The sequence below is a fragment of the Neomicrococcus lactis genome (assembly GCF_014200305.1).
In the GTDB taxonomy this organism is placed as follows: Bacteria; Actinomycetota; Actinomycetes; order Actinomycetales; family Micrococcaceae; genus Neomicrococcus; species Neomicrococcus lactis.
In genome coordinates, this window is record NZ_JACHBL010000001.1 from 210,279 (window position 1) to 228,230 (window position 17,952).

Genomic DNA, 17,952 nt, shown 5'->3' on the forward strand with positions numbered 1-17,952 from the left:
GGTAAACTGGACGGCATGACCACCTCAACTTCCACTCCTGTTTCGCTGCCGCTTCCGGCCGTGCCCCGCCAGCGCAAATCTCGCGCTGAGATTGAAGCCGCCGCACCGGTGAATGGGGAGAAGAGGGTGCTGCTTGCTGCTCCTCGTGGCTACTGCGCTGGTGTTGACCGTGCGGTCATCGCCGTGGAGAAGGCCCTTGAGCACTACGGTGCTCCTGTTTATGTGCGTAAGCAGATTGTTCACAACAAGCACGTGGTTTCCACGTTGGAAGAGCGCGGTGCGATCTTTGTTGACGAGACTGACGAAGTGCCAGAGGGTGAACTTCTCATCTTCTCGGCACACGGCGTGAGTCCCGCCGTGGTGCAGTCTGCCGAAGACCGCGGTCTCCGCACGATCGACGCGACGTGCCCGCTGGTGACGAAGGTTCACCGCGAAGCCGTTCGTTTTGCCAAAAATGATAATGAAATTCTCTTGATTGGCCACGAAGATCACGAAGAAGTCGAAGGCACGTACGGCGAAGCGCCGGAGAGCACGACGATCGTGAACAACCCGGCTGAGGCACGTACCGTTCAGGTCAAGAACCCTGACAAACTCATTTGGTTGTCCCAGACCACGCTCTCCGTGGACGAGACCATGGAAATCGTGAACATTCTTCGCGAGCGTTTCCCGAACCTTCAGGATCCACCAAGCGACGACATTTGCTACGCGACTAGCAACCGTCAGGCGGCTATCAAGAAGATCGCCCCGCAGGCTGATCTGGTCATCGTGGTGGGATCCGCAAACTCCTCCAACTCTGTGCGCCTTGTTGAGGTCGCACTCGAGTATGGAGCGAAGGCCGCCTACCGCGTGGACTACGCGCATCAGGTTGATGAGAACTGGTTGGCCGGTGTCGGCACCGTTGGCTTGACCTCTGGTGCTTCGGTTCCCGAGATCTTGGTTCAGGACGTCACCCGCTTGTTGGCCGACTACGGCTACGGCGACGTGTCCGAGGTTGTCACGGCCGAAGAGGACATCCTGTTCTCCTTGCCAAAGGAAATTCGTGCAACGCTCAAAGAGCGCGGCGACGAATCGCGCTCCTTGGGAGGACGCAACGTCAGGCCAGGCACCGGAAACTAAAGGAGCTCCGGTGTGCTCGGCCCGATCTTCGTGGCTAGCTCACGGGAGTTCTTAGTCTTCAACCGGCATCACTTCAACTTAGGCGGTCTCTGAGAGGCCGCCTTCGCTGTTTCGTTGCGCGAAGCTGCGGGAAGCGTTGTCCTGAAGGTGTCGCTCTTCAATGAGCTCGGTGGCAGTCAGAGGACGGGGTGCATTCTCTAGCGGGGACATCTTCAAGATGGCCTGACGATCCTCGGATGACTTGGACGACGGCGTGCCCAGCCCTGGATCCAAATCCTGGATGCGGCGAACTGAAGGCAGTACACGAGACTCCATGGCGCCGACGAACGAGTTGTACTTTTCCACGCTGGACTTTAGCGAGCGGCCCAACTGATTGATGTGGGTGCCCATGGTGCCGAGACGGTCATAAAGCGTTTGCGTCTGTTCGAAGAGTTCGCGAGCATTTTCGGTGAGCAGTTCCTGACGCCAGGCCACGGCAAGGCCCTTCAACACGGCAAGGAGCGATGCGGGGGAAGCAAGGATGACGGACTTCGAGAAAGCGTGTTCTAGCAAGCCTGCGTCCTGCTGAATGGCCGCGGACAAGAACGATTCTGCCGGCAAGAAGCAGACGACCAACTCTGGGCTGCCCGGAAGGGCTGACCAATAGGACTTAGACGCCAAAGTATCGACGTGAGCGCGGAGAGCCTTTGAATGCTGAGCTAGCAGAGCCGAGTACTGCTCTGCAGCTTCTGCAGAGCTCAAAGGATCGACATCCTGCGCTCGCAGATACGCATCCAGCGGCACCTTGGAATCCACAATGATGGACTTTCCGCCAGGCAATGTGACGACCATGTCAGGGCGCTGTCCCTGATCCGTGACCACCTGTTCGCGGAAATCGACATGAGGCAACATGCCAGCGGCCTCTACGATACGCTTGAGCTGAACTTCGCCCCACGTGCCACGAACCTGACCGGACTTCAATGCGCCCGTGAGCTGAGCTGTGCTCTTGAGCAATTCGGCGTCTTGAGTTGCTGCTCGTGCCAACTGCTCGCTCAACTGACCGAACTGAGCGGCCCGGTCGCGTTCCAACTGGCCAACCTGTAGCTGAACGCGCTGCAGCTGCTCGGCAACCGGCGCAAGCGCACGCAGCACTGAATGATCCTGCTCCTGACGCACGCTAGCTTTTTCCTCACGCAATTCGTACTCACTGCAGCGTTCGCGCAGGAGGCGAGCTTCGGCGTCGTACCCCGCGTTGAGAGCCTGCAAATCCCCAACTTTCTGCTGCTCCACGAACAATCCGTGGCGCAAGTCCTCCAGCTGCGGGCCGTACGCGCGCCGAGAATAGACGGCTACCGCCGCTCCGCCCACGAGGAAGCCGACCAGCAACGCGCAGAGGACAAAAAGCCAAGTGAAATCGTTCATGGCATCCACTGTGCCAGTCGCTGCCGACACTTAGAACTGCAACGCTCCGCAAGGCGGGTAGAATTGACTCCCGTGGCTTTAACTATTGGAATCGTGGGACTTCCCAACGTTGGTAAATCGACCCTCTTCAACGCGCTGACGCGCGCCCAAGTGCTCGCTGCGAACTACCCGTTCGCAACTATCGAGCCGAACGTTGGTGTAGTGCCACTGCCGGATGCCCGCTTGAAGGTGCTCGCCGGAATCTTCGGTTCTGAGCGCATCTTGCCCGCGACCGTGTCCTTCGTGGACATCGCCGGCATCGTCAAGGGCGCTTCCGAAGGCGAAGGCCTCGGCAACAAGTTCTTGGCCAACATCCGCGAAGCAGACGCCATCTGCCAGGTCACCCGCGCGTTCGAAGACAGCGACGTAGTGCACGTTGACGGCAAGGTTGACCCGGAATCTGACATCGAGACGATCGCAACCGAGCTGATCCTCGCGGACCTTCAGACCATCGAAAACCAGCTTCCACGTCTGGAAAAGGAACTTCGCGCAAAGAAGATCGAAGCCTCCTTCATTGACAACGTGAAGCTCGCGCAGTCCGTGCTGGAATCCGGCAAGACGTTGTACGCAGGCGCTGCCGCAGCAAAGCTGGACCTTGCGGACATCGCGTCCTTGCAGCTCATGACCTCCAAGCCATTCATCTACGTGTTCAACATGGATGAGGCTGGCCTGGCCAACGAGGAACTTCGTGCCAAGCTGTCCGCCATGGTGGCTCCTGCTGAAGCGATCTTCTTGGACGCCCAGTTCGAATCCGAGCTTGCCGAGCTTGAAGAAGACGAAGCCGCTGAGATGTTGGCGGATGCTGGCTACGACGAATCCGGCCTCGAGAAGCTGGCCCGCGTTGGCTACGACACCTTGGGCTTGCAGTCCTACCTGACTGCTGGACCGAAGGAAACCCGCGCCTGGACCATCAAGAAGGGCTGGACGGCCCCACAGGCTGCCGGCGTGATCCACACCGATTTCCAGCGCGGCTTCATCAAGGCTGAAGTAATTTCCTTCGACGACCTTGTGGAAGTTGGCTCTGTTGCCAACGCGCGTTCTGCCGGTAAAGCGCGCATGGAAGGCAAGGACTACGTTATGCGCGATGGAGACGTCGTGGAGTTCCGGTTTAATGTCTAGGTAGGCCCAGCCTATCCGAGTAGAGTGAGAGCCGAATATGGCCCATCGCCTACAAGAGAACTGAGTATTCTTTGACTGACTATGATCCGCGGATCATTGATCTTTACGACGAGGACAATCCAGATGGCCCGGACCACGATTACTACCGGTCTCTTGCCTCTCTGCATAGGGCGCAACGCATCCTCGACCTCGGCTGCGGTACGGGCATACTCACCGTGTCATTTGCGGACGGGCGGGACGTCGTTGGAGTTGATCCGTCGCCGACGATGATCTCGTATGCGCGTCAGCGCTCGGGGGCAGACCATGTCACATGGGTCGAGGGCTACTCGAGCGACGTGGCCGAGGGCCCGTTTGACCTGATCGTGATGACAGGGAACGTCGCACAGCACATCCCGGATCCACAGTGGGAGAGAACCCTGAAGGATCTGCGGCGACTGGCTTCGGACGGAGGCGTCCTTGCCTTCGAGAGTCGCAATCCGTCCATCCGGGCTTGGGAGATCTGGGCGGCAGAGGAACCGACGACCCGAAACACAATGTTCGGTGAGATCACCGAGTGGTGTGTGGCCGACGAACTCGATCACGGACAGGTTCTGCTTCGATCTTTCAACAGATTCGAGTCGACGAAGGAGGTTGTCGAGGAGGATCTGCTTCTGACCTTCCGCGATGACGACCTGCTCATGAAGCAGCTCGTATCGGCTAGCTTCGAGGTCTCGGCGATATGGGGCGACTGGGACCGGACCGTGTTCGACGGCAGCCAGGGTGTCATGGTCTTCGAAGCGCGGGCGGTCTGATTCGAAGTCGGGACATTCTGCAGACTGCCCTCGTCGCAAGTGGAGGTTGCTCCGTGCCGGAACTCGGTGGAGTTCCGGTTCAATGTCTAAGAATCGTCTCTGACCAGGGATTTTCTCTTCTCGGCCCCCGTTTGGGTCCGATGGGTGAGTTCCGATCTACCATCAGTTGCTGAGCGTTAATGGCGCTGACCTTCGCTTTTAACCGGCCCCTGCGGAACCTCCGCAGGAGCCGACTGCCTCCCTAACGGAACCCAGGGCGCTACACCAGCGCGTTGGTTCCAGCACCGAGGTCGTGGCCGGGGCAAGCAGTGCCCGGAGCTGCCGACGCTGAGCGACCGAGCAGTGTTTGACCTGCGCAGGTGGAACCCGTATCCTCGAAGTAACACGACAGGCTCGCTTCTCTAGATGAGACGCGGGCCTGTTCTCTTTCTACCCCGGGTGCCGGGGACACTAGGACGATGCGCACGTGACGACCCCGAACAGCACCTACGCCAAGCCGTTTCTCACGGTCCCCGAGCAGATCCGCCGGCTGCGCGGGCGCGGCATGGACTGCGGAGACAACGCCTACGCGGCCGAGGTCCTGCAGCGATACGGCTACTACCGGCTCTCGGGTTACTGGCACCTCTACCGCGACCGGCCCGCTCCTCCTGCGCCCCGGTTCGACGAAGAGCACCGCGAGATCCGCCTGGACACGTTCGTGCCCGGGACCGGCCTCGCGCACGTGGTCTCGCTGTACGAGTTCGACCACGAGCTGCGCATGCGCCTCGGCGACGTCCTCAGTTCCGTCGAGACGGCCTTCCGGTTCTTCATTGGCCACCGGCTCGGCAGGATCGACGCGTTCGCGCACAGGCACCCCTGGGCGCTCGGCGCGACGAGGCAGGAAGATCCCGGCGCGCCGCCCGAGCCGACCGCCGCCTACCGCGAGTGGCTCGAGGAGTACGACCGGCACGAGCAGCGCGCCCGGGGCGACTTCGTCGTACATTTCCGCCAGCAGTACGGTCCGCACCTGCCCATCTGGGTCGCGACAGAAGTGATGTCCTTCGGAGTGCTGAGCAGCCTCTACGACCTGATGCTGCAGCCCGACCAGGAGATCCTCGCGGCACGGTTCCAGGTCCGCACCGCCGACGGCCACGGAGATCGCGGCGCTCTCGGGAACTGGCTCAACAACCTCAGGAACGTGCGGAACATCTGCGCCCACTACGGCCGTGTGTGGAACCGCGCGTTCGATGTGCTCATCGACGCGCCGGGGCAGGCTCGAAAGGACGCCGACGACCTGCTCGCGTCGCTCGCGGAAGAAGGGACGAACAACAGGCTCTACGGAGTGCTGCTCGTATTGCGCCACCTCCTGCTGAGCATCGCGCCGGAGAAGGGCGACGTCGTGGACCTGGCCGACTTCGTCGAAGAGAAGTCCCGCACCGTCGGCTTCGGCATGGAGCAGCTCGGATTCCCTGACAGTTGGAGGAGCAGCCCGATCTGGGATCGGGCCTTCGCGCTCGACCGCTCACCGATGATGGCCGCGAGCCTGCTCGACCGAGCCGAGTGCATGACCGCCGCCGAGACCCGCGCATCGCTGACGGGGGCGGAAGTGATCGACGCGGAGCGGACACGTACCCCGGCGCAGGCGGCGCGCGCGAAGAAGGCCGCCCAGCGCAGCCTGCTGCGGACCTACCTCAAGCACAACGTCGTGATCGAGGTCGAGCTCGGAGGGACGAAGTTCTATCCGGCCTTCCAGTTCCGCGACGGGAAGATCATCGACGCGCTTGCCGAGATCAACCAGGCGCTCGCCCGGTCCTGCGGAGGCTTGGATCCGACCGACGTCGCCAGGGCGCTACTGGACTGGTGGCAGACGCCGCACCCGGACCTGCCCCATGGCGTGGACGGCTCGGACCGATCGCCCCTCGAGCTGCTGAGCTCGGCCACCGAGGAGGAGTTCGCCGCGGCGATCGACGAGGCGGACGCCATACGCAGCTTCGTCGTGCCGCACGACCTTGACCGGGGCAATGCGTGCGAGTAACGCTACGTGTCGGAGTGCCGGGGGCACGACGACCCATCCGCGAGCTGACTCGCGTCGAGGTGGAGGAAGGCGCTGGCCGAGGTCAAGGACAGTCGTACGGCGACCTCGAGGCTATCGAAGTCGGCTTCGCGCCCGAGTGCGTGGCCGGCACATCAGGTGACAGTCTTCAGACGTTCGCTAACTGCGGCGACGTGGTCGAATTTCGTTTTGCGGTTTAACCTCTGAAGCTACAACTCCGCTTGATCGAGGCTCTTCAGGGTGGCCTGCGCGAGGTCGGCAAGTGGCACGTCTGCGATTCGAGATCTTGACCAGATGCACGATGACGACGTCCGTAGACTTGTAAGCATGCCAGAAGTCGCGATCGAGATCGTTGCGCACGAGGAACTGACGTCCAGTGACCTCGAGGAGTTGCGTCGGCTCTTCGATGCCGAGTACCTGGGTGACTTCGGTGAGTGGGACCCCGATAAGCCGTGCGGGTATGTGCCTCACGCCCTTCATGTCATCGCGCGGAGAGGCGGGGAGATCGTCGGTCATGTTGGCTGGGCGAGGCGGACGATAGCCGTCGGCGGTGCTGAGATCGAGATCGGCGGTGTCGGGGGAGTGCTGATCTCTGATGCTGTGAGGGGTGAGCGCGTCGGGAGTCGGCTCATGAGCGCTGTTGCGGAGTCGATGAGGGGAGCCAACGGCGTCGCATTTGGGTATCTCGGCTGTCGCGAAGAGGTGGTCTCGTTCTACGCCTCGTGCGGCTGGACTCGGATCTCTGCTGAGGAGCGTTCGATCGATACGTCTGGCCGACCTCGCGAAGACCCGCCCGGCCAGCCGTTGCTGATCCTGCCGGTTGAGGGTGAGATCGCCGATTGGTCGGTGGGTGCGGTCGACCTGCGGGGTCGGGCCTGGTGATCGGTCGTAAGAGGTTGGTTGGCGATCGTCGAAGCCAGCACAGCATCCGCGTGAATACCCAGTGCCGGACCTGCTTCGTCTGGAGAGATGGAGGTGCGGAAGATGTCGAACTCGTCGACTACCACTGAGGCAGATCGGATCGAGACGATCCACCCGGGAGAGATCCTGATGGAGGACTTCATCGAGGGTTTCGGGATCACGCAAAACAAGCTTGCGGTGTCGATCGGTGTGCCCCCGCGCCGGATCAATGAGATCGTGCACGGCAAGCGCGGGATCACTGAGGACACAGCTATCCGGCTCGCGCGCTACTTCTGCACGTCCGAGGAGTTTTGGATGAACTTACAGTCGAACCATGAGCTGCGGCTCGAGCGTCGAGGCCTGCGCGACATGGTCGCGGCGATTACGCCACTGCACTTGACGTGATGGACCGCACAGTGCTGCGCCCCGACGGCGTCTGGATCGCGGTCACCGACCTCGGTGGCGATGGCCCCACCGTCGTACTGTTGCACGGCCTCGCGGGGAGTTCACGCGAACTGTTGCCCACGGCGCATGCGCTACCGGGCTATCGTGTGCTGCTCGTAGACCAGCGGGGGCACGGCGCGAGCACGCGGCTTCCCGAAGATCTGTCGCGCGATGCCTTCGTCGGAGACGTCGTCGCAGTGATTGAGGAACTCGTCGCTGGGCGGCGGGCGACGCTTGTCGGGCAGTCGATGGGAGCCCACACCGCGTTCCTTGTCGCGGCGGCGAGGCCAGACCTGGTCGAGGGGCTCGTGATGCTGGAAGGGCACGTGGCGGGCAACGGTGATCCGGGAGTAGCTGCCGGACTCGGCAGCTACTTCGAGTCCTGGCCGGTGCCGTTCGAAGACGAAGCTGCCGCGCGGGGGTTCCTCGGTGATGACGCGATCGTCAATGCCTGGGTGGCCGACCTTCTTCAGACCGATGATGGCCTGGTGCCGCGCTTCGATGCCTCGGTCATGCAGCGCACGATCGAGGCCGTCCATGAGCCGCGCTGGCAGGAGTGGGAGGTTCTGCAGGTTCCGACGCTCGCGGTCTTCGCAAAGCATGGGATGTTCAGCGATGCCGATAAGGACGAACTGGTCCGGCGCAGGCCCGAAACGGAGAGAGTAGATCTGGCCGACGGCAGCCATGACGCCCACCTTGACGCCTTCGACGAGTGGACCGATGTGCTCCATCACTGGCTGTCCCGCGATCAGACCGGGCCGTTGCGACCCAGCGGCCGCTGAGGTTGGTCCGTGCCGGAACTTGGTGGAGTTCCGTTTCAATGTGTAATGCCGCTTCGGTCTAGACCGAAGGGAATGCCCGGACTGCCGCATGCGGTTCGGGCATTTCTGTATTTGGAGCGAGGGTGAAATTAGTCAGTGGCTGTCAGCGCACCGGCGGCGTAAGCCGCTTGCCCAACATGCTGGATTGCGTCGTCAATGATTGACACGATACGTACCCCACGCGTGACCGGAGGGTTCCAACGAGCGTCAATTACCTCATCGAGCTCCGTTTCCAAGAGTCGGCTTACATAGTCGCCCAGCGCTGTCAATGACGCTTCGAGGTAGTTGACGAGAAGTTTTTGATCCGAAACCTGAATCTGTTGCGACTGCTCGGCAGTGTGGCCGTAACCAACCGTTTCACCCAACTCGCCTAGGTCAAATAGATTCCGGTAGGACTCCCACACTTGAGCCTTGCCAGAAAGATGTGCCAGCTGAACATCGACTTCGCGCCCGCTGTGCCACAGCAACCAAGCAATCGAATTGGGATGCTCCGCTGGATGCGCGTTTAGCTGATCTGCGCTGAGCTCCGGAAGGTTGTGAGCGGCGTCGATGGGACGCTGAATAAAGTCCGCAAATATGTCATGGGTGTTCATAGCTTCATTGTGCCCTGATGATGCACGTTCAGCCATGAGTGTGCGAACCCAAAACTACGCACTCATGAAAACTGAGCAACATCATCGGCCAAAATACTCGGCCAGCTCCGGACATCCTCGGGCGTCGATGCGATTTGCAGCGTCGAATTCGGCATGAGTGATGCAAGCGCCTCAGCCGTTGACACCGGATGGCCCGGATCCCCGATCCACGCCAGGATAGTCGTCGGTTGGCTGAGCGCCGCGATGTCTTCGGGTCGAGGTAGATCGCTCAACGCAGCGCCGCGGTACACCGATGGAAGAAGCTCTTCGTTGATGTGCGGAACAGTGTCCAGGTGGCCCACGGATGCCGGTGGTTGTGGCGCGTTCTGGCTCATCGCTACAAAGCGATCGAAGCCATGCTTCTCAATGAATTCCGCCGAGCGGTTGTAATCGATCGCTCTCTCGGAGCGAGTCTCCCAAGCGGTCGGCGGTAGCAACAACGTAAATCCGCTAAATCGCTCCGGCTCTCTCACGGCCGCATGCAACAAGGTGCCAGTTCCCATCGACGGCCCAACCCCGTGGACTTGCTCGTTTGGGAACCACCAATCGAGTAGCCGCAAGAGATCTTCGGCTAAATTGGTCCAACGGTAGTCGTCTGGGTTCGGCTGACCAGTCGAGTGCCCGTGGCCGCGGGCGTCGTAGCGAAGCAAGCGCGTACCGGAAAGTCCCCGTCCCAAGTCGAGATCCAGCACTCGATCGCGGGATCGGCTGGACGTGAGGCCGTGTAATTGGACCACGGGATGACCGGATTCGTCACAAAATGACCAGGCAATCCTGGCGCCCGGAACCTCGAATCTGTGCATGTGAACGCCGCCTCAGGTGGTGCTGTGATTGCGCTTACAATAACACCATGCGCCTCACGCACATCTCCTATCTGAGCTTGCCGTTCGGACCGCTGCTCAGCTACGAGTTTGAGGCAGCAACCCTCGGCAATCCCCTCCCGATTTCCTTCGATCAAGAGCGACACGTAAGCCTAGGAGAACGGCCGGGGTCATGGATGGCGCTTGTTTTTAGACTCCCAGCCCCCATGAGCAGGCAGCACTTGGCGAAGGCATGGGAGACCGTCGTAGCCGCCCACGGAACGTTGCGCACTGTCTTCACCCAGAGTGAGAGCGGCACTTTGCAGTTGCACGAAGCAAGTCTCGGAAACGGCAACTGGACGGAGCATATGATCTCCGCGGGCGAATCCATGAACGCCGCTCTTCAATCGGTATTGGATCAAGGGTGTCGATCATTTTCACTCCCGGCGCACCGTTTGTGCGTGGTTGAAACCGCGGACGGCCCCACGTTGGTTGTGGCTGCGGATCACGCACATGTGGACATGTGGTCCATGCTGGTTATCGCGAGGGATTTTCTTGAAGCCTTAGCGGAGATCAACGAAGGCAACGAACCAGAAATAGAGGCAGCTCCAGCATTTGCCGAGCACACGAAATCCTTGAGCGAACGCCCTTCCGCACCTGAGGAAATTCATAGCCGGTGGCAGGAAGTCATTGAAGCAGGCGGCGGAGCGATGCCTCGTTTCCCATTGCCGCTGGGGGAGCCCACCATCCAGCCGGAGCGTGTGGTGGTTCGCGACGTGCTCAGCCGAGAAGGGCTAGAAAAGTTCTCGGCGCGGGCCAAGCAACACGGCGTTTCAGCCCTTGCGCTGACCATCTCGGCCATGACCAGCACTACTCGTGAGCTCGCGGGAACCGCACTCCGAGCTGTGTTCCCCGTGCACAGCCGGTATGAAGACCGGTGGCATGACTCTGTGGGGTGGTTCATCACTAATTCGGTCCTCGAATCTGAGGATCCAGACCCCGCAGCTTGCGCGAAAGCCGTCAAAGAATCGCTGCGACTCGGCTCTCATCCGCTTGCCGAAATCATGAAACCTTGGGGCGGAATGCCCGAAGTTCCGGGAATGTTCGCAGTCTCGTGGCTTGATATGCGCAGACTCCCGGTATCTGTGGATACGAAGGGTATCGACGCGCAATACATCAGTGCTGCAATTCAAACCGACGGCGTGATGGTCTGGTTCATTACGGACAATGCCGGTATCCACTTGCGTTGCAGATTCCCTGACACGTTCGAGGCCAGGCGTAATGTCGGCGCATGGCTTGATGATTTGGTCGCGCGAATGCGCAGAGAAGCTGAAGCAGAGCCGTCGTCGTAATTTGAAAAATTAGGATTCCGCACCGTTGGCCGCCCGCGTCTTGAGGGACTCGAAATCGTTGCCGGAACGGCCTTGAAGCCGCCGGTGGATTGACCCGGCAATACGGGTGGCCTGAATTTTAGCGAGATCAGCCTTGTCGCCTGCGAAGTGCTGGTCCACGTTCGCATTCCAGGGGGGAACCGTAGCGACTCCTCTTGCAATCCAATTGGTGCACCCTGTTGGTTGCGTTTTTCTAGTACGACGGCGACCGCCCCTTGCGTTAGCGATGATGAAGGGCGAACTGGGGCAGGCCATCGCGCGGCCAACACGGTTGAAGGAGCTGGTATAAGGGAGTGGCAGGTGACTAAAACAGTGGCCAAGGCACGGCCGGCATGTCCCCAGCAGGGGCCGGAAACTGGCCTTCCTGACGCAAGCGCTCGCAGCGTGCGGCGAGGGACGCAATTTCCTCAATTGTCAGCAAGTCCGCCAACTGTTGGCCCAGCTCACCGCTCAGTGCGTCGCGGACTCGAGCTACGGCGTGGTGCTCCTCGGTAGTTAATGGTTCGCCGAGCCAACCCCACAGCACCGTCCGCAATTTGTGATCGCGGTGGAAGGTAAGGCCGTGGTCCACCCCGTACCGGTGGCCGGTGGGCATAGCAAGAATGTGGGCGCCTTTGCGGTCGGCGTTGTTCACGATGACATCGAATACCGCCATGCGGCGCAGCGCCGCGGAGTCCTCGTGGACTAATGCCACCATGCGGCCGTTCTCATCTTGGCCTTCGAGGACCTGCCGCCAGCCGGTCTCCGGAACAACGTCTGCGGCAACAAGGTCAACGGCGGACTGCGCGGCGTCTTCGTCCTGCCAAAGCTGCACCATTCCTTCGCCGAAGGGGCCGTCCCGCAGCCACGTCCGCGGCACCACATCGCCGCCGAATACCTGAGAAACCAGATAGGTTGCCACTTCGCGGTGCGCCAGAATCGCGCCAGGAAAATCCCACAGCGGACTTTCGCCAGCGATCGGTTTGTAAACCACTTTCACTTCGCCGATGTGGCCGAGGAACGTGGCGTTTGACGCCGTCGTAATTCGTCCAGTGAGCGTCAATTCCGCAGTCAGCAGGTCCGACTCCGACATCAGACCTCGGGGAGGGTGCACACGTGGCCGTCCGGATCCATCGGAAAGCCGCACAGGGGGCAGGCGGGACGACCGGCGCCCACGACTTCGCGAGTGCGCTTGGCAAACGCTCGTGCGGCGCCCACTGGAATTCGCACACGCAACACTTCGTCGGCTTCACCGCTGTCTTGCTCCAGGGAGAACTCATCCTCGGCATCAACGATGGTCACCGGGTATGCCTCGAGAATGATCTGGGCGCTCGTAGGGTCCCACCCCAGGCTCATGATGCCAATGCGGAATTGCTCGTGAGCAGGCTCAAGAGGTTCGTTGTCCACGAGCTCAATCGGCGTGCTGATGGGCACGCTGTAGGGATTGCCTTCGAGGCTTCTGAGTTCGTCAAGAATCTCATCGATTTTCTCGGCCAAGTCCGCCGACTGCTGCTTTTCCAAGACGAAGCTGATGAGCTGAGCCCCCGCACGCACTTGAAGATAGAAGGTTCGCGCTCCAGGAACGCCGATGGTGCCGACGACAAACCGATCCGGCCAGTCAAAATCGTGAACGAGGGTAGGCATATTTCTACTTTAGTCTCCTGCGGTTTCTGCGTCGCTTGTGGTTTTCGCGGACTGTTGCCCAGCTCCGCCGCCAACGGGCGCGTCGCCTGTTTTGATGCCCCGAGCGAGCCACGAAAGATCGCCGGCATCCGTGTTGGTTGCGAAGACGCTGGGCCGGCTGCTTCCGTAATGCACGATCGAAACCGACGCCGGACCCACGTTGATGCGTTGAAACAGGTCAAGGTGCATGCCGTAAGCATCGGCAAGGATCGCTTTGATGATGTCCCCATGGCTCACTGCAGCCCACACCGCGCCTGGGCCGTGCTCGGCTTCGAACGCGGCATCGTGACGCCGGATTGCCGCAACGGATCGGGCTTGCATTGCGGCCATAGCTTCACCGCCAGGGAATACGACGGCGGAGGGTTGCGTTTGCACGACCTTCCAGAGCGCTTCGCTGGCCAGGTCGCTGAGCGAGCGTCCTTGCCAGTTACCGTAATCGCACTCGTTGAGATCTGGTTCGATCGGCGCTTGTGTTGGCGTGGCCTGACGATCGAGGATGAACTTTGCCGTTTGTTGGCAGCGTTCTAGGGGACTCGACACGACGCCAACAAGCGGGACATCCGCGAGCCGTTTCGCCGTTTGAGCCGCCTGCTCCATACCCGTTTCATCGAGGCTGACGCCCTCGGCGCGGCCGGCAAGAATGCCCTTTGCGTTTGCTGTGGTGCGGCCGTGCCGCACAAGAATGACTGTCCCCATGGATCAAGCCTAGTCACCTCACGCATTTGAGAGTTTGATTGACCTATTAGAGTAATCATGTTCTAGTGTGGGGTTATTACCATTCGATGGTCTAGACGCCTCGCTTTTGGGGACTCTTCGGGGGAAGGCAGTTATGCAGCCAGTAGTTACTACGATGCTTGGAGTTCTCACGTCGGCAACCGTGGCGCTCACGGGCACCTTGAGTCCCACCAGCACTACTGCTCAAGAAGAAATCCCGATCAAGGGTCAGTCTTTTGGCCTGGGCACGGTCGAGTCCGGCTCGCCGGCGGTCTTTACGGTGCATGGTGTTCGACGCACCGACAAGGCAACCATCGTGTACTGGTCTCTCGGTTTGCCACAGGATGCAGCCGGCGACAACGCGATGAATTATCTGGGCCCGAGCACCACCACCTACTTCAATCGCAAAGTGGGACCTAAGCAAGGTGACGTAGCACTGGTAGATTCCGGCGGCAGCGACTCCGGTGCCACACGGATATTCCGACCAATGGAACCAGGCGGAAAATTCGAAAGCTGCGTGTGTTCCAAACAGAAAACGCTGTTCGAATTGAAGCCCGGACAGGCAGGTGTGGTGTGGTCCGCCGTAGCATCGCTTCCCGCCGAGGTGACAGAAGTCGACGTGGTGGTCGGGGAGCAGATTATTCCTAACGTCCCCGTGGAAGACGGTCCAATGGAGCCCGTGGCTCCTGAGGAGAACGAGGTAAGCATCTTGGGATTTGGTTGGCCGAAAATCAACGATGAACTCCTCGCCAACGCCAAGACACCGGAGCCCGCGTTTTACTCGTTGACGAGTCGCGTTTCAAACCTTGAGCAAACCGTAACGCGTTCGAAGGGGACCGTCGATCTCGCAACAGATGTGCTCTTTGATAAGGACTCGGCAACCCTGTCGCCAAAAGCCGACTCGACAATCCAAGCGGCCGCAGCAGAGATCAAAGCGGCCAAGATCAAGGGCGGCAAAGGTGGGAAAGATCTGAACGTCACTGGCTATACAGACTCCGTAGGGTCCGATTCTGACAATCTTGAGTTGTCGATCCTGCGCGCTAAAGCTGTCGCTGAAGCATTGGTGCACGCTCTAGGTTCCGATTACGGCATGATTCCGACGGGCAAGGGCGAGAAAGAGCCAATCGCTGACAACGACACGGAAGCGGGCAAAGCGAAGAATCGCCGTGTCACCATCACGTTTGAAGGGGAGAAGTGACATGAAGAACCGTAGAAGTACACTGTCAGCAGCAGCTGCCTGCTTACTGACTTTCAGTGTGACCGGTTGCTCAAGTGACGCGAAGCCCCAACCCACCACTGCGAGCGCGTCAGCCTCAGAAACTTCTGCCTCGTCCTCGTCTTCGTCCGCTACGAGTGCCGTTGCCGGAACGGATCAGAGCGCCGCCATTTTATCCGCCACTTTGCCAGCCGTGAAGGGCAGCCTTGACGGAAAAGTGGACCAGACACCCGCCACTCTCAACGTCTCAGATGTTCGAGTCAACAAACGGGAGACCATCCTGACGTTTTGGCACACCGGAGATGACAAGATGCTTGTCTCATACGGCGAGTATTCCTGGGAACGCCTGCCTACTCTTGTAGATCAGGCAGGCAAAAAGGTCTATTCGCCGCTTACTTTCATCAACTGGGAAGGCGACACGGTGTGCATGTGCACGGACGCCGCCTACATTCGTGGCGTTCCACAGCCGCGCACTATTGCCTACCCGCCGTTGGATGAATCGGTGACCAGCATCGACGTCAAACAAGAAGGCTTCGAAAAGCCCATCACTGTCCCCGTCACCCGCGAGCCATAGGTGCCGCGAGTGCCTGGAGAAACTCATTAACTGACCCGAGACCCCCATCAATTCCCGATCGATTCGAGGAGGAACAATATGCAAGCGCTCGAGAGAGTGCCCGTTGAGCAGGCGATTAGGCAACTCGAGTTTTGGCTGAGCCAGCCGTGGCCCATGAGTGAAGCTGAGGCTTGTCGTCTTGCCCCGAGAATCGGGTGGGAGCTGGCCGAAAACGGATTTATCTACGCTCGAGAATTCCTGCAAGGCGACAACATCCAAGTGGTCTTGGGGATGTCCAACAGGGATACGCCGCTATCCAGTTTCAGCTTCAGCCTTACTGGGCTTGCCGATAAAGAAGACCCGCTGCAGGACGACCAGCTGAAGGATGTTTTCGCTGAATTCGTGTCCGCAGGACGGGCCACCTGGGGTCCTGCGGCGTTGGTGAAAGATCCATCGCCGGGTGTTCGCTGGGACTTTGGCGACCACGGCGGAATCCGTATTGAACGGCGCAGAACCGTTTCCGCCGTCTACATGACACCCGAAGAAGTGGCCACGCTCAAGAATCTCAACGATTGGTAAAGCTCAAAAATGAACTGGCTGAAAAGATCCACAAGAAGAGAACCGTCAACTGAGTGGGCAGAATTTACCACTCGACTCACGCGAACCATCCGTGATCTTGATGATCGAGTGTTCCTGATTATTTCGGATGAAGCCTCCGGAGCATACGTCCAATTCGCTGCTGATATGGAGAGAGTCTCCGCAGAGTGTGTCGACAACCAGAGCGGGGCCTTGAAGACAAAGATAGACCAAGCTGGCGAAGTCCGTCTCCTGGAACTTGGCTGGAGCATGTATTCGGTCTCAGAACCCAACTGGAAGACGTCGCTTGGCCTCCCCGCGACGACGGCCCAGGCAAGACATATTGCAAACATGTGCGTGGCGGCCCTGCGCGAAATTTTCAACGTATCGTCTCCGGACCAGCTCGCCTACGCAGCGTGGCGCGATCCAGAACCAGCTTGGCCCGACTGGATGTATGAGGAGCTAGAGACCGCCGGGGATGACGATGACGAGTACGGCGAAAAGCCCTCTCCACCGGATCCAGGCGAGAACCCGTTGCTTCTTCCGCAGCTTGGTCTCAAAGCTGAAGAGCCAGCCTAAACTCCGCATTACTTAGGTCAAGACTAGGCGGACTAATCGGAGGCCGGGCGTTGGCGGTTGCGCTTAGTTTCTGAGCGCAACCGTTTCGCTTGAAGACGACGACGCCGCGAACCTTGCGTGGGCTTGCTTGGTCGCCGAATAATCGGGGGAGCAACCGCCTCGCGTAACATCGCAATGAGTCGTTCTCGCGCGGCCGTGCGATTGAACCGTTGAGAGCGATGCTCAGAAGCCCTAATAGTGATGACCGTGCCAGAGATTCTCTCGGCGAGCTGAGCGATAATTTGCGAACGCTGGGACTCGTTCAGCGCCGTCGTACTGGCTAAATCAAAACTGAGCTGAACCCGCGTGTCCGCTGTATTGACGCCTTGCCCGCCTGGACCGGAGGACCTCGAGAACTGCTCAACGAGTTCTCCAGACGGAATTCGGAGCCCCTCGGGCGCCCCGGGTGCCGGCGGCACATACAAATCCTTCACCAGACCATTGTGTCCCACGGTTACTGGCAGCGTCGAGGACGACACCAAGCGCGCTTTCGAGCGGTCACTGAAGCGGTTGGGAATGGACTACGTCGATTTGTATTTGATTCACCAGCCGTACGGTGACTACTACAGCGAGTGGCGAGCGACGCAGGAAATTAGCAAGGTCGGGCAAGCTCGTGCTATTGGCGTTTCCAACTTCTATCCGGACCGACTCGTGGACCTTATTGACCACAATTAGATTTTCCCGGCCGTCAACCAGATCGAGACTCACCTGTTCTTCCAGCGTGCTACGGATCATGCCCTCAAGCGTGAGTACGGTGTTCAGATCGAGTCTTGGGGACCGTTCGCTGAAGGACGGAACAACCTCTTTACTGATCCCGTGCTGAGCAAGATCGGTGAAGCTCACGGCAAGCCAGTTCTTTGATCACCGCGATCCTGCAAGGGTCAGCCGTCTGGGCGGACACCGGGACAGCTAGGCCGCTCCGGTATAGTGAAAATGACCGTTCGGGCGCGCTTGGGGCTGTCCAAGATTCGTTCGCTGACGCTTACCATAGCAACCCGCTGGAGGCTTCTTCATGTCTGATCAACTACGCGCATGCCCAGAGTGTGGAAGCGACCTCACCTACGAAGTTGGCGCTAGCTTGACATGCCCTATGTGCGGTCACGAGTGGTCCACTAAGGTCGGCTAAT

The 17,952-nt window shown here is 59.9% G+C and carries 23 protein-coding genes; 15 read left to right on the top strand and 8 right to left on the bottom strand.

All coding sequences use genetic code 11. The annotated features are described in order from the left end of the window. The first annotated feature begins 15 nt into the window (after positions 1 to 15). Positions 16 to 1,116, top strand: a complete 1,101-nt coding sequence (locus BKA12_RS01080) for a 4-hydroxy-3-methylbut-2-enyl diphosphate reductase (RefSeq protein ID WP_183640016.1) — start codon at positions 16 to 18, stop codon at positions 1,114 to 1,116. A gap of 78 nt (positions 1,117 to 1,194) precedes the next feature. On the opposite strand, the gene BKA12_RS01085 is transcribed toward BKA12_RS01080, so the two are convergent. Next, positions 1,195 to 2,517 carry a DNA recombination protein RmuC gene (locus tag BKA12_RS01085; protein WP_183640018.1) on the bottom strand — a complete coding sequence of 441 codons (1,323 nt, stop codon included), beginning with the start codon at positions 2,515 to 2,517 and terminating at the stop codon, positions 1,195 to 1,197. Positions 2,518 to 2,589: 72 nt separating this feature from the next. Between BKA12_RS01085 and ychF the strand changes: the two genes are divergently transcribed. The 7 genes from ychF (at position 2,590) to BKA12_RS01120 (ending at position 8,624) form a co-directional block, all read left to right on the top strand. Next, positions 2,590 to 3,675, top strand: coding sequence for a redox-regulated ATPase YchF (gene ychF, locus BKA12_RS01090; protein ID WP_183640020.1), 1,086 nt, complete (start codon positions 2,590 to 2,592; stop codon positions 3,673 to 3,675). 71 nt (positions 3,676 to 3,746) lie between these two features. After that, positions 3,747 to 4,466, top strand: coding sequence for a class I SAM-dependent methyltransferase (locus tag BKA12_RS01095; protein WP_183640022.1), 720 nt, complete (start codon positions 3,747 to 3,749; stop codon positions 4,464 to 4,466). Between the two features lie 466 nt (positions 4,467 to 4,932). Further along, the gene (locus BKA12_RS01100; protein ID WP_183640023.1) at positions 4,933 to 6,480 is read left to right on the top strand and encodes an Abi family protein; all 1,548 of its coding nucleotides are present in this window, start codon (positions 4,933 to 4,935) and stop codon (positions 6,478 to 6,480) included. 14 nt (positions 6,481 to 6,494) lie between these two features. After that, entirely contained in the window at positions 6,495 to 6,698 is a 204-nt protein-coding gene (locus BKA12_RS01105) for a hypothetical protein (protein ID WP_183640025.1), read from the top strand. A 127-nt stretch (positions 6,699 to 6,825) separates the two neighbouring features. After that, positions 6,826 to 7,380, top strand: a complete 555-nt coding sequence (locus BKA12_RS01110) for a GNAT family N-acetyltransferase (RefSeq protein ID WP_183640027.1) — start codon at positions 6,826 to 6,828, stop codon at positions 7,378 to 7,380. 102 nt (positions 7,381 to 7,482) lie between these two features. Next, complete coding sequence (locus tag BKA12_RS01115; protein ID WP_183640029.1) at positions 7,483 to 7,803, top strand: HigA family addiction module antitoxin; 321 nt, start codon at positions 7,483 to 7,485, stop codon at positions 7,801 to 7,803. Beyond that, positions 7,803 to 8,624 carry an alpha/beta fold hydrolase gene (locus tag BKA12_RS01120; protein ID WP_183640031.1) on the top strand — a complete coding sequence of 274 codons (822 nt, stop codon included), beginning with the start codon at positions 7,803 to 7,805 and terminating at the stop codon, positions 8,622 to 8,624. Before BKA12_RS01115 ends, BKA12_RS01120 begins: the two co-directional genes overlap by 1 nt. Before the next feature lie 128 nt (positions 8,625 to 8,752). Here the strand turns inward: BKA12_RS01120 and BKA12_RS01125 are convergent, their stop codons facing one another. Continuing rightward, positions 8,753 to 9,256 (bottom strand): mycothiol transferase, encoded by a 504-nt coding sequence (locus BKA12_RS01125; RefSeq protein WP_183640033.1) that lies wholly within the window; start codon positions 9,254 to 9,256, stop codon positions 8,753 to 8,755. Between the two features lie 62 nt (positions 9,257 to 9,318). Then, on the bottom strand, positions 9,319 to 10,032 hold the full coding sequence (locus BKA12_RS01130) for an alpha/beta fold hydrolase (protein ID WP_338087383.1): 714 nt from the start codon (positions 10,030 to 10,032) through the stop codon (positions 9,319 to 9,321). 113 nt (positions 10,033 to 10,145) lie between these two features. On the opposite strand from BKA12_RS01130, the gene BKA12_RS01135 reads away from it, so the two are divergent. Then, a complete protein-coding gene (locus BKA12_RS01135; RefSeq protein WP_183640037.1) occupies positions 10,146 to 11,447 on the top strand; it encodes a condensation domain-containing protein in 1,302 nt (433 codons plus the stop codon). Between the two features lie 9 nt (positions 11,448 to 11,456). On the opposite strand, the gene BKA12_RS01140 is transcribed toward BKA12_RS01135, so the two are convergent. The 4 genes from BKA12_RS01140 to BKA12_RS01155 all read right to left on the bottom strand — a co-directional run bounded on the left by BKA12_RS01140 (position 11,457) and on the right by BKA12_RS01155 (position 13,844). Then, the gene (locus BKA12_RS01140; RefSeq protein WP_183640039.1) at positions 11,457 to 11,606 is read right to left on the bottom strand and encodes a globin family protein; all 150 of its coding nucleotides are present in this window, start codon (positions 11,604 to 11,606) and stop codon (positions 11,457 to 11,459) included. 184 nt (positions 11,607 to 11,790) lie between these two features. Next, entirely contained in the window at positions 11,791 to 12,558 is a 768-nt protein-coding gene (locus tag BKA12_RS01145; protein WP_183640041.1) for an SCO1664 family protein, read from the bottom strand. Beyond that, positions 12,558 to 13,109 carry a DUF3090 domain-containing protein gene (locus BKA12_RS01150; protein WP_183640043.1) on the bottom strand — a complete coding sequence of 184 codons (552 nt, stop codon included), beginning with the start codon at positions 13,107 to 13,109 and terminating at the stop codon, positions 12,558 to 12,560. The genes BKA12_RS01145 and BKA12_RS01150 overlap by 1 nt, the downstream gene beginning before the upstream one ends. Before the next feature lie 9 nt (positions 13,110 to 13,118). Continuing rightward, on the bottom strand, positions 13,119 to 13,844 hold the full coding sequence (locus BKA12_RS01155) for a histidine phosphatase family protein (protein WP_183640045.1): 726 nt from the start codon (positions 13,842 to 13,844) through the stop codon (positions 13,119 to 13,121). Positions 13,845 to 13,977: 133 nt separating this feature from the next. On the opposite strand from BKA12_RS01155, the gene BKA12_RS01160 reads away from it, so the two are divergent. From BKA12_RS01160 to BKA12_RS12665, 4 genes are all read left to right on the top strand, one after another. Then, positions 13,978 to 15,060, top strand: a complete 1,083-nt coding sequence (locus BKA12_RS01160; RefSeq protein ID WP_183640047.1) for an OmpA family protein — start codon at positions 13,978 to 13,980, stop codon at positions 15,058 to 15,060. A 1-nt stretch (position 15,061) separates the two neighbouring features. Then, entirely contained in the window at positions 15,062 to 15,652 is a 591-nt protein-coding gene (locus tag BKA12_RS01165; protein ID WP_183640049.1) for a hypothetical protein, read from the top strand. Positions 15,653 to 15,730: 78 nt separating this feature from the next. Further along, on the top strand, positions 15,731 to 16,210 hold the full coding sequence (locus tag BKA12_RS01170; protein WP_183640051.1) for a DUF6301 family protein: 480 nt from the start codon (positions 15,731 to 15,733) through the stop codon (positions 16,208 to 16,210). Between the two features lie 9 nt (positions 16,211 to 16,219). After that, the gene (locus tag BKA12_RS12665) at positions 16,220 to 16,786 is read left to right on the top strand and encodes a TY-Chap domain-containing protein (RefSeq protein WP_420826500.1); all 567 of its coding nucleotides are present in this window, start codon (positions 16,220 to 16,222) and stop codon (positions 16,784 to 16,786) included. A gap of 32 nt (positions 16,787 to 16,818) precedes the next feature. Here BKA12_RS12665 and arfB read toward each other — a convergent pair whose 3' ends face one another. Continuing rightward, complete coding sequence (arfB, locus tag BKA12_RS01180) at positions 16,819 to 17,259, bottom strand: alternative ribosome rescue aminoacyl-tRNA hydrolase ArfB (RefSeq protein ID WP_183640055.1); 441 nt, start codon at positions 17,257 to 17,259, stop codon at positions 16,819 to 16,821. Positions 17,260 to 17,341: 82 nt separating this feature from the next. Here arfB and BKA12_RS12670 point away from each other — a divergent pair, with 82 nt between their 5' ends. Both BKA12_RS12670 and BKA12_RS01190 read left to right on the top strand, forming a co-directional pair. Continuing rightward, positions 17,342 to 17,500 carry an aldo/keto reductase gene (locus BKA12_RS12670; protein WP_420826501.1) on the top strand — a complete coding sequence of 53 codons (159 nt, stop codon included), beginning with the start codon at positions 17,342 to 17,344 and terminating at the stop codon, positions 17,498 to 17,500. A 337-nt stretch (positions 17,501 to 17,837) separates the two neighbouring features. Next, complete coding sequence (locus tag BKA12_RS01190) at positions 17,838 to 17,951, top strand: hypothetical protein (RefSeq protein WP_183640057.1); 114 nt, start codon at positions 17,838 to 17,840, stop codon at positions 17,949 to 17,951. Position 17,952 lies beyond the last annotated feature (1 nt).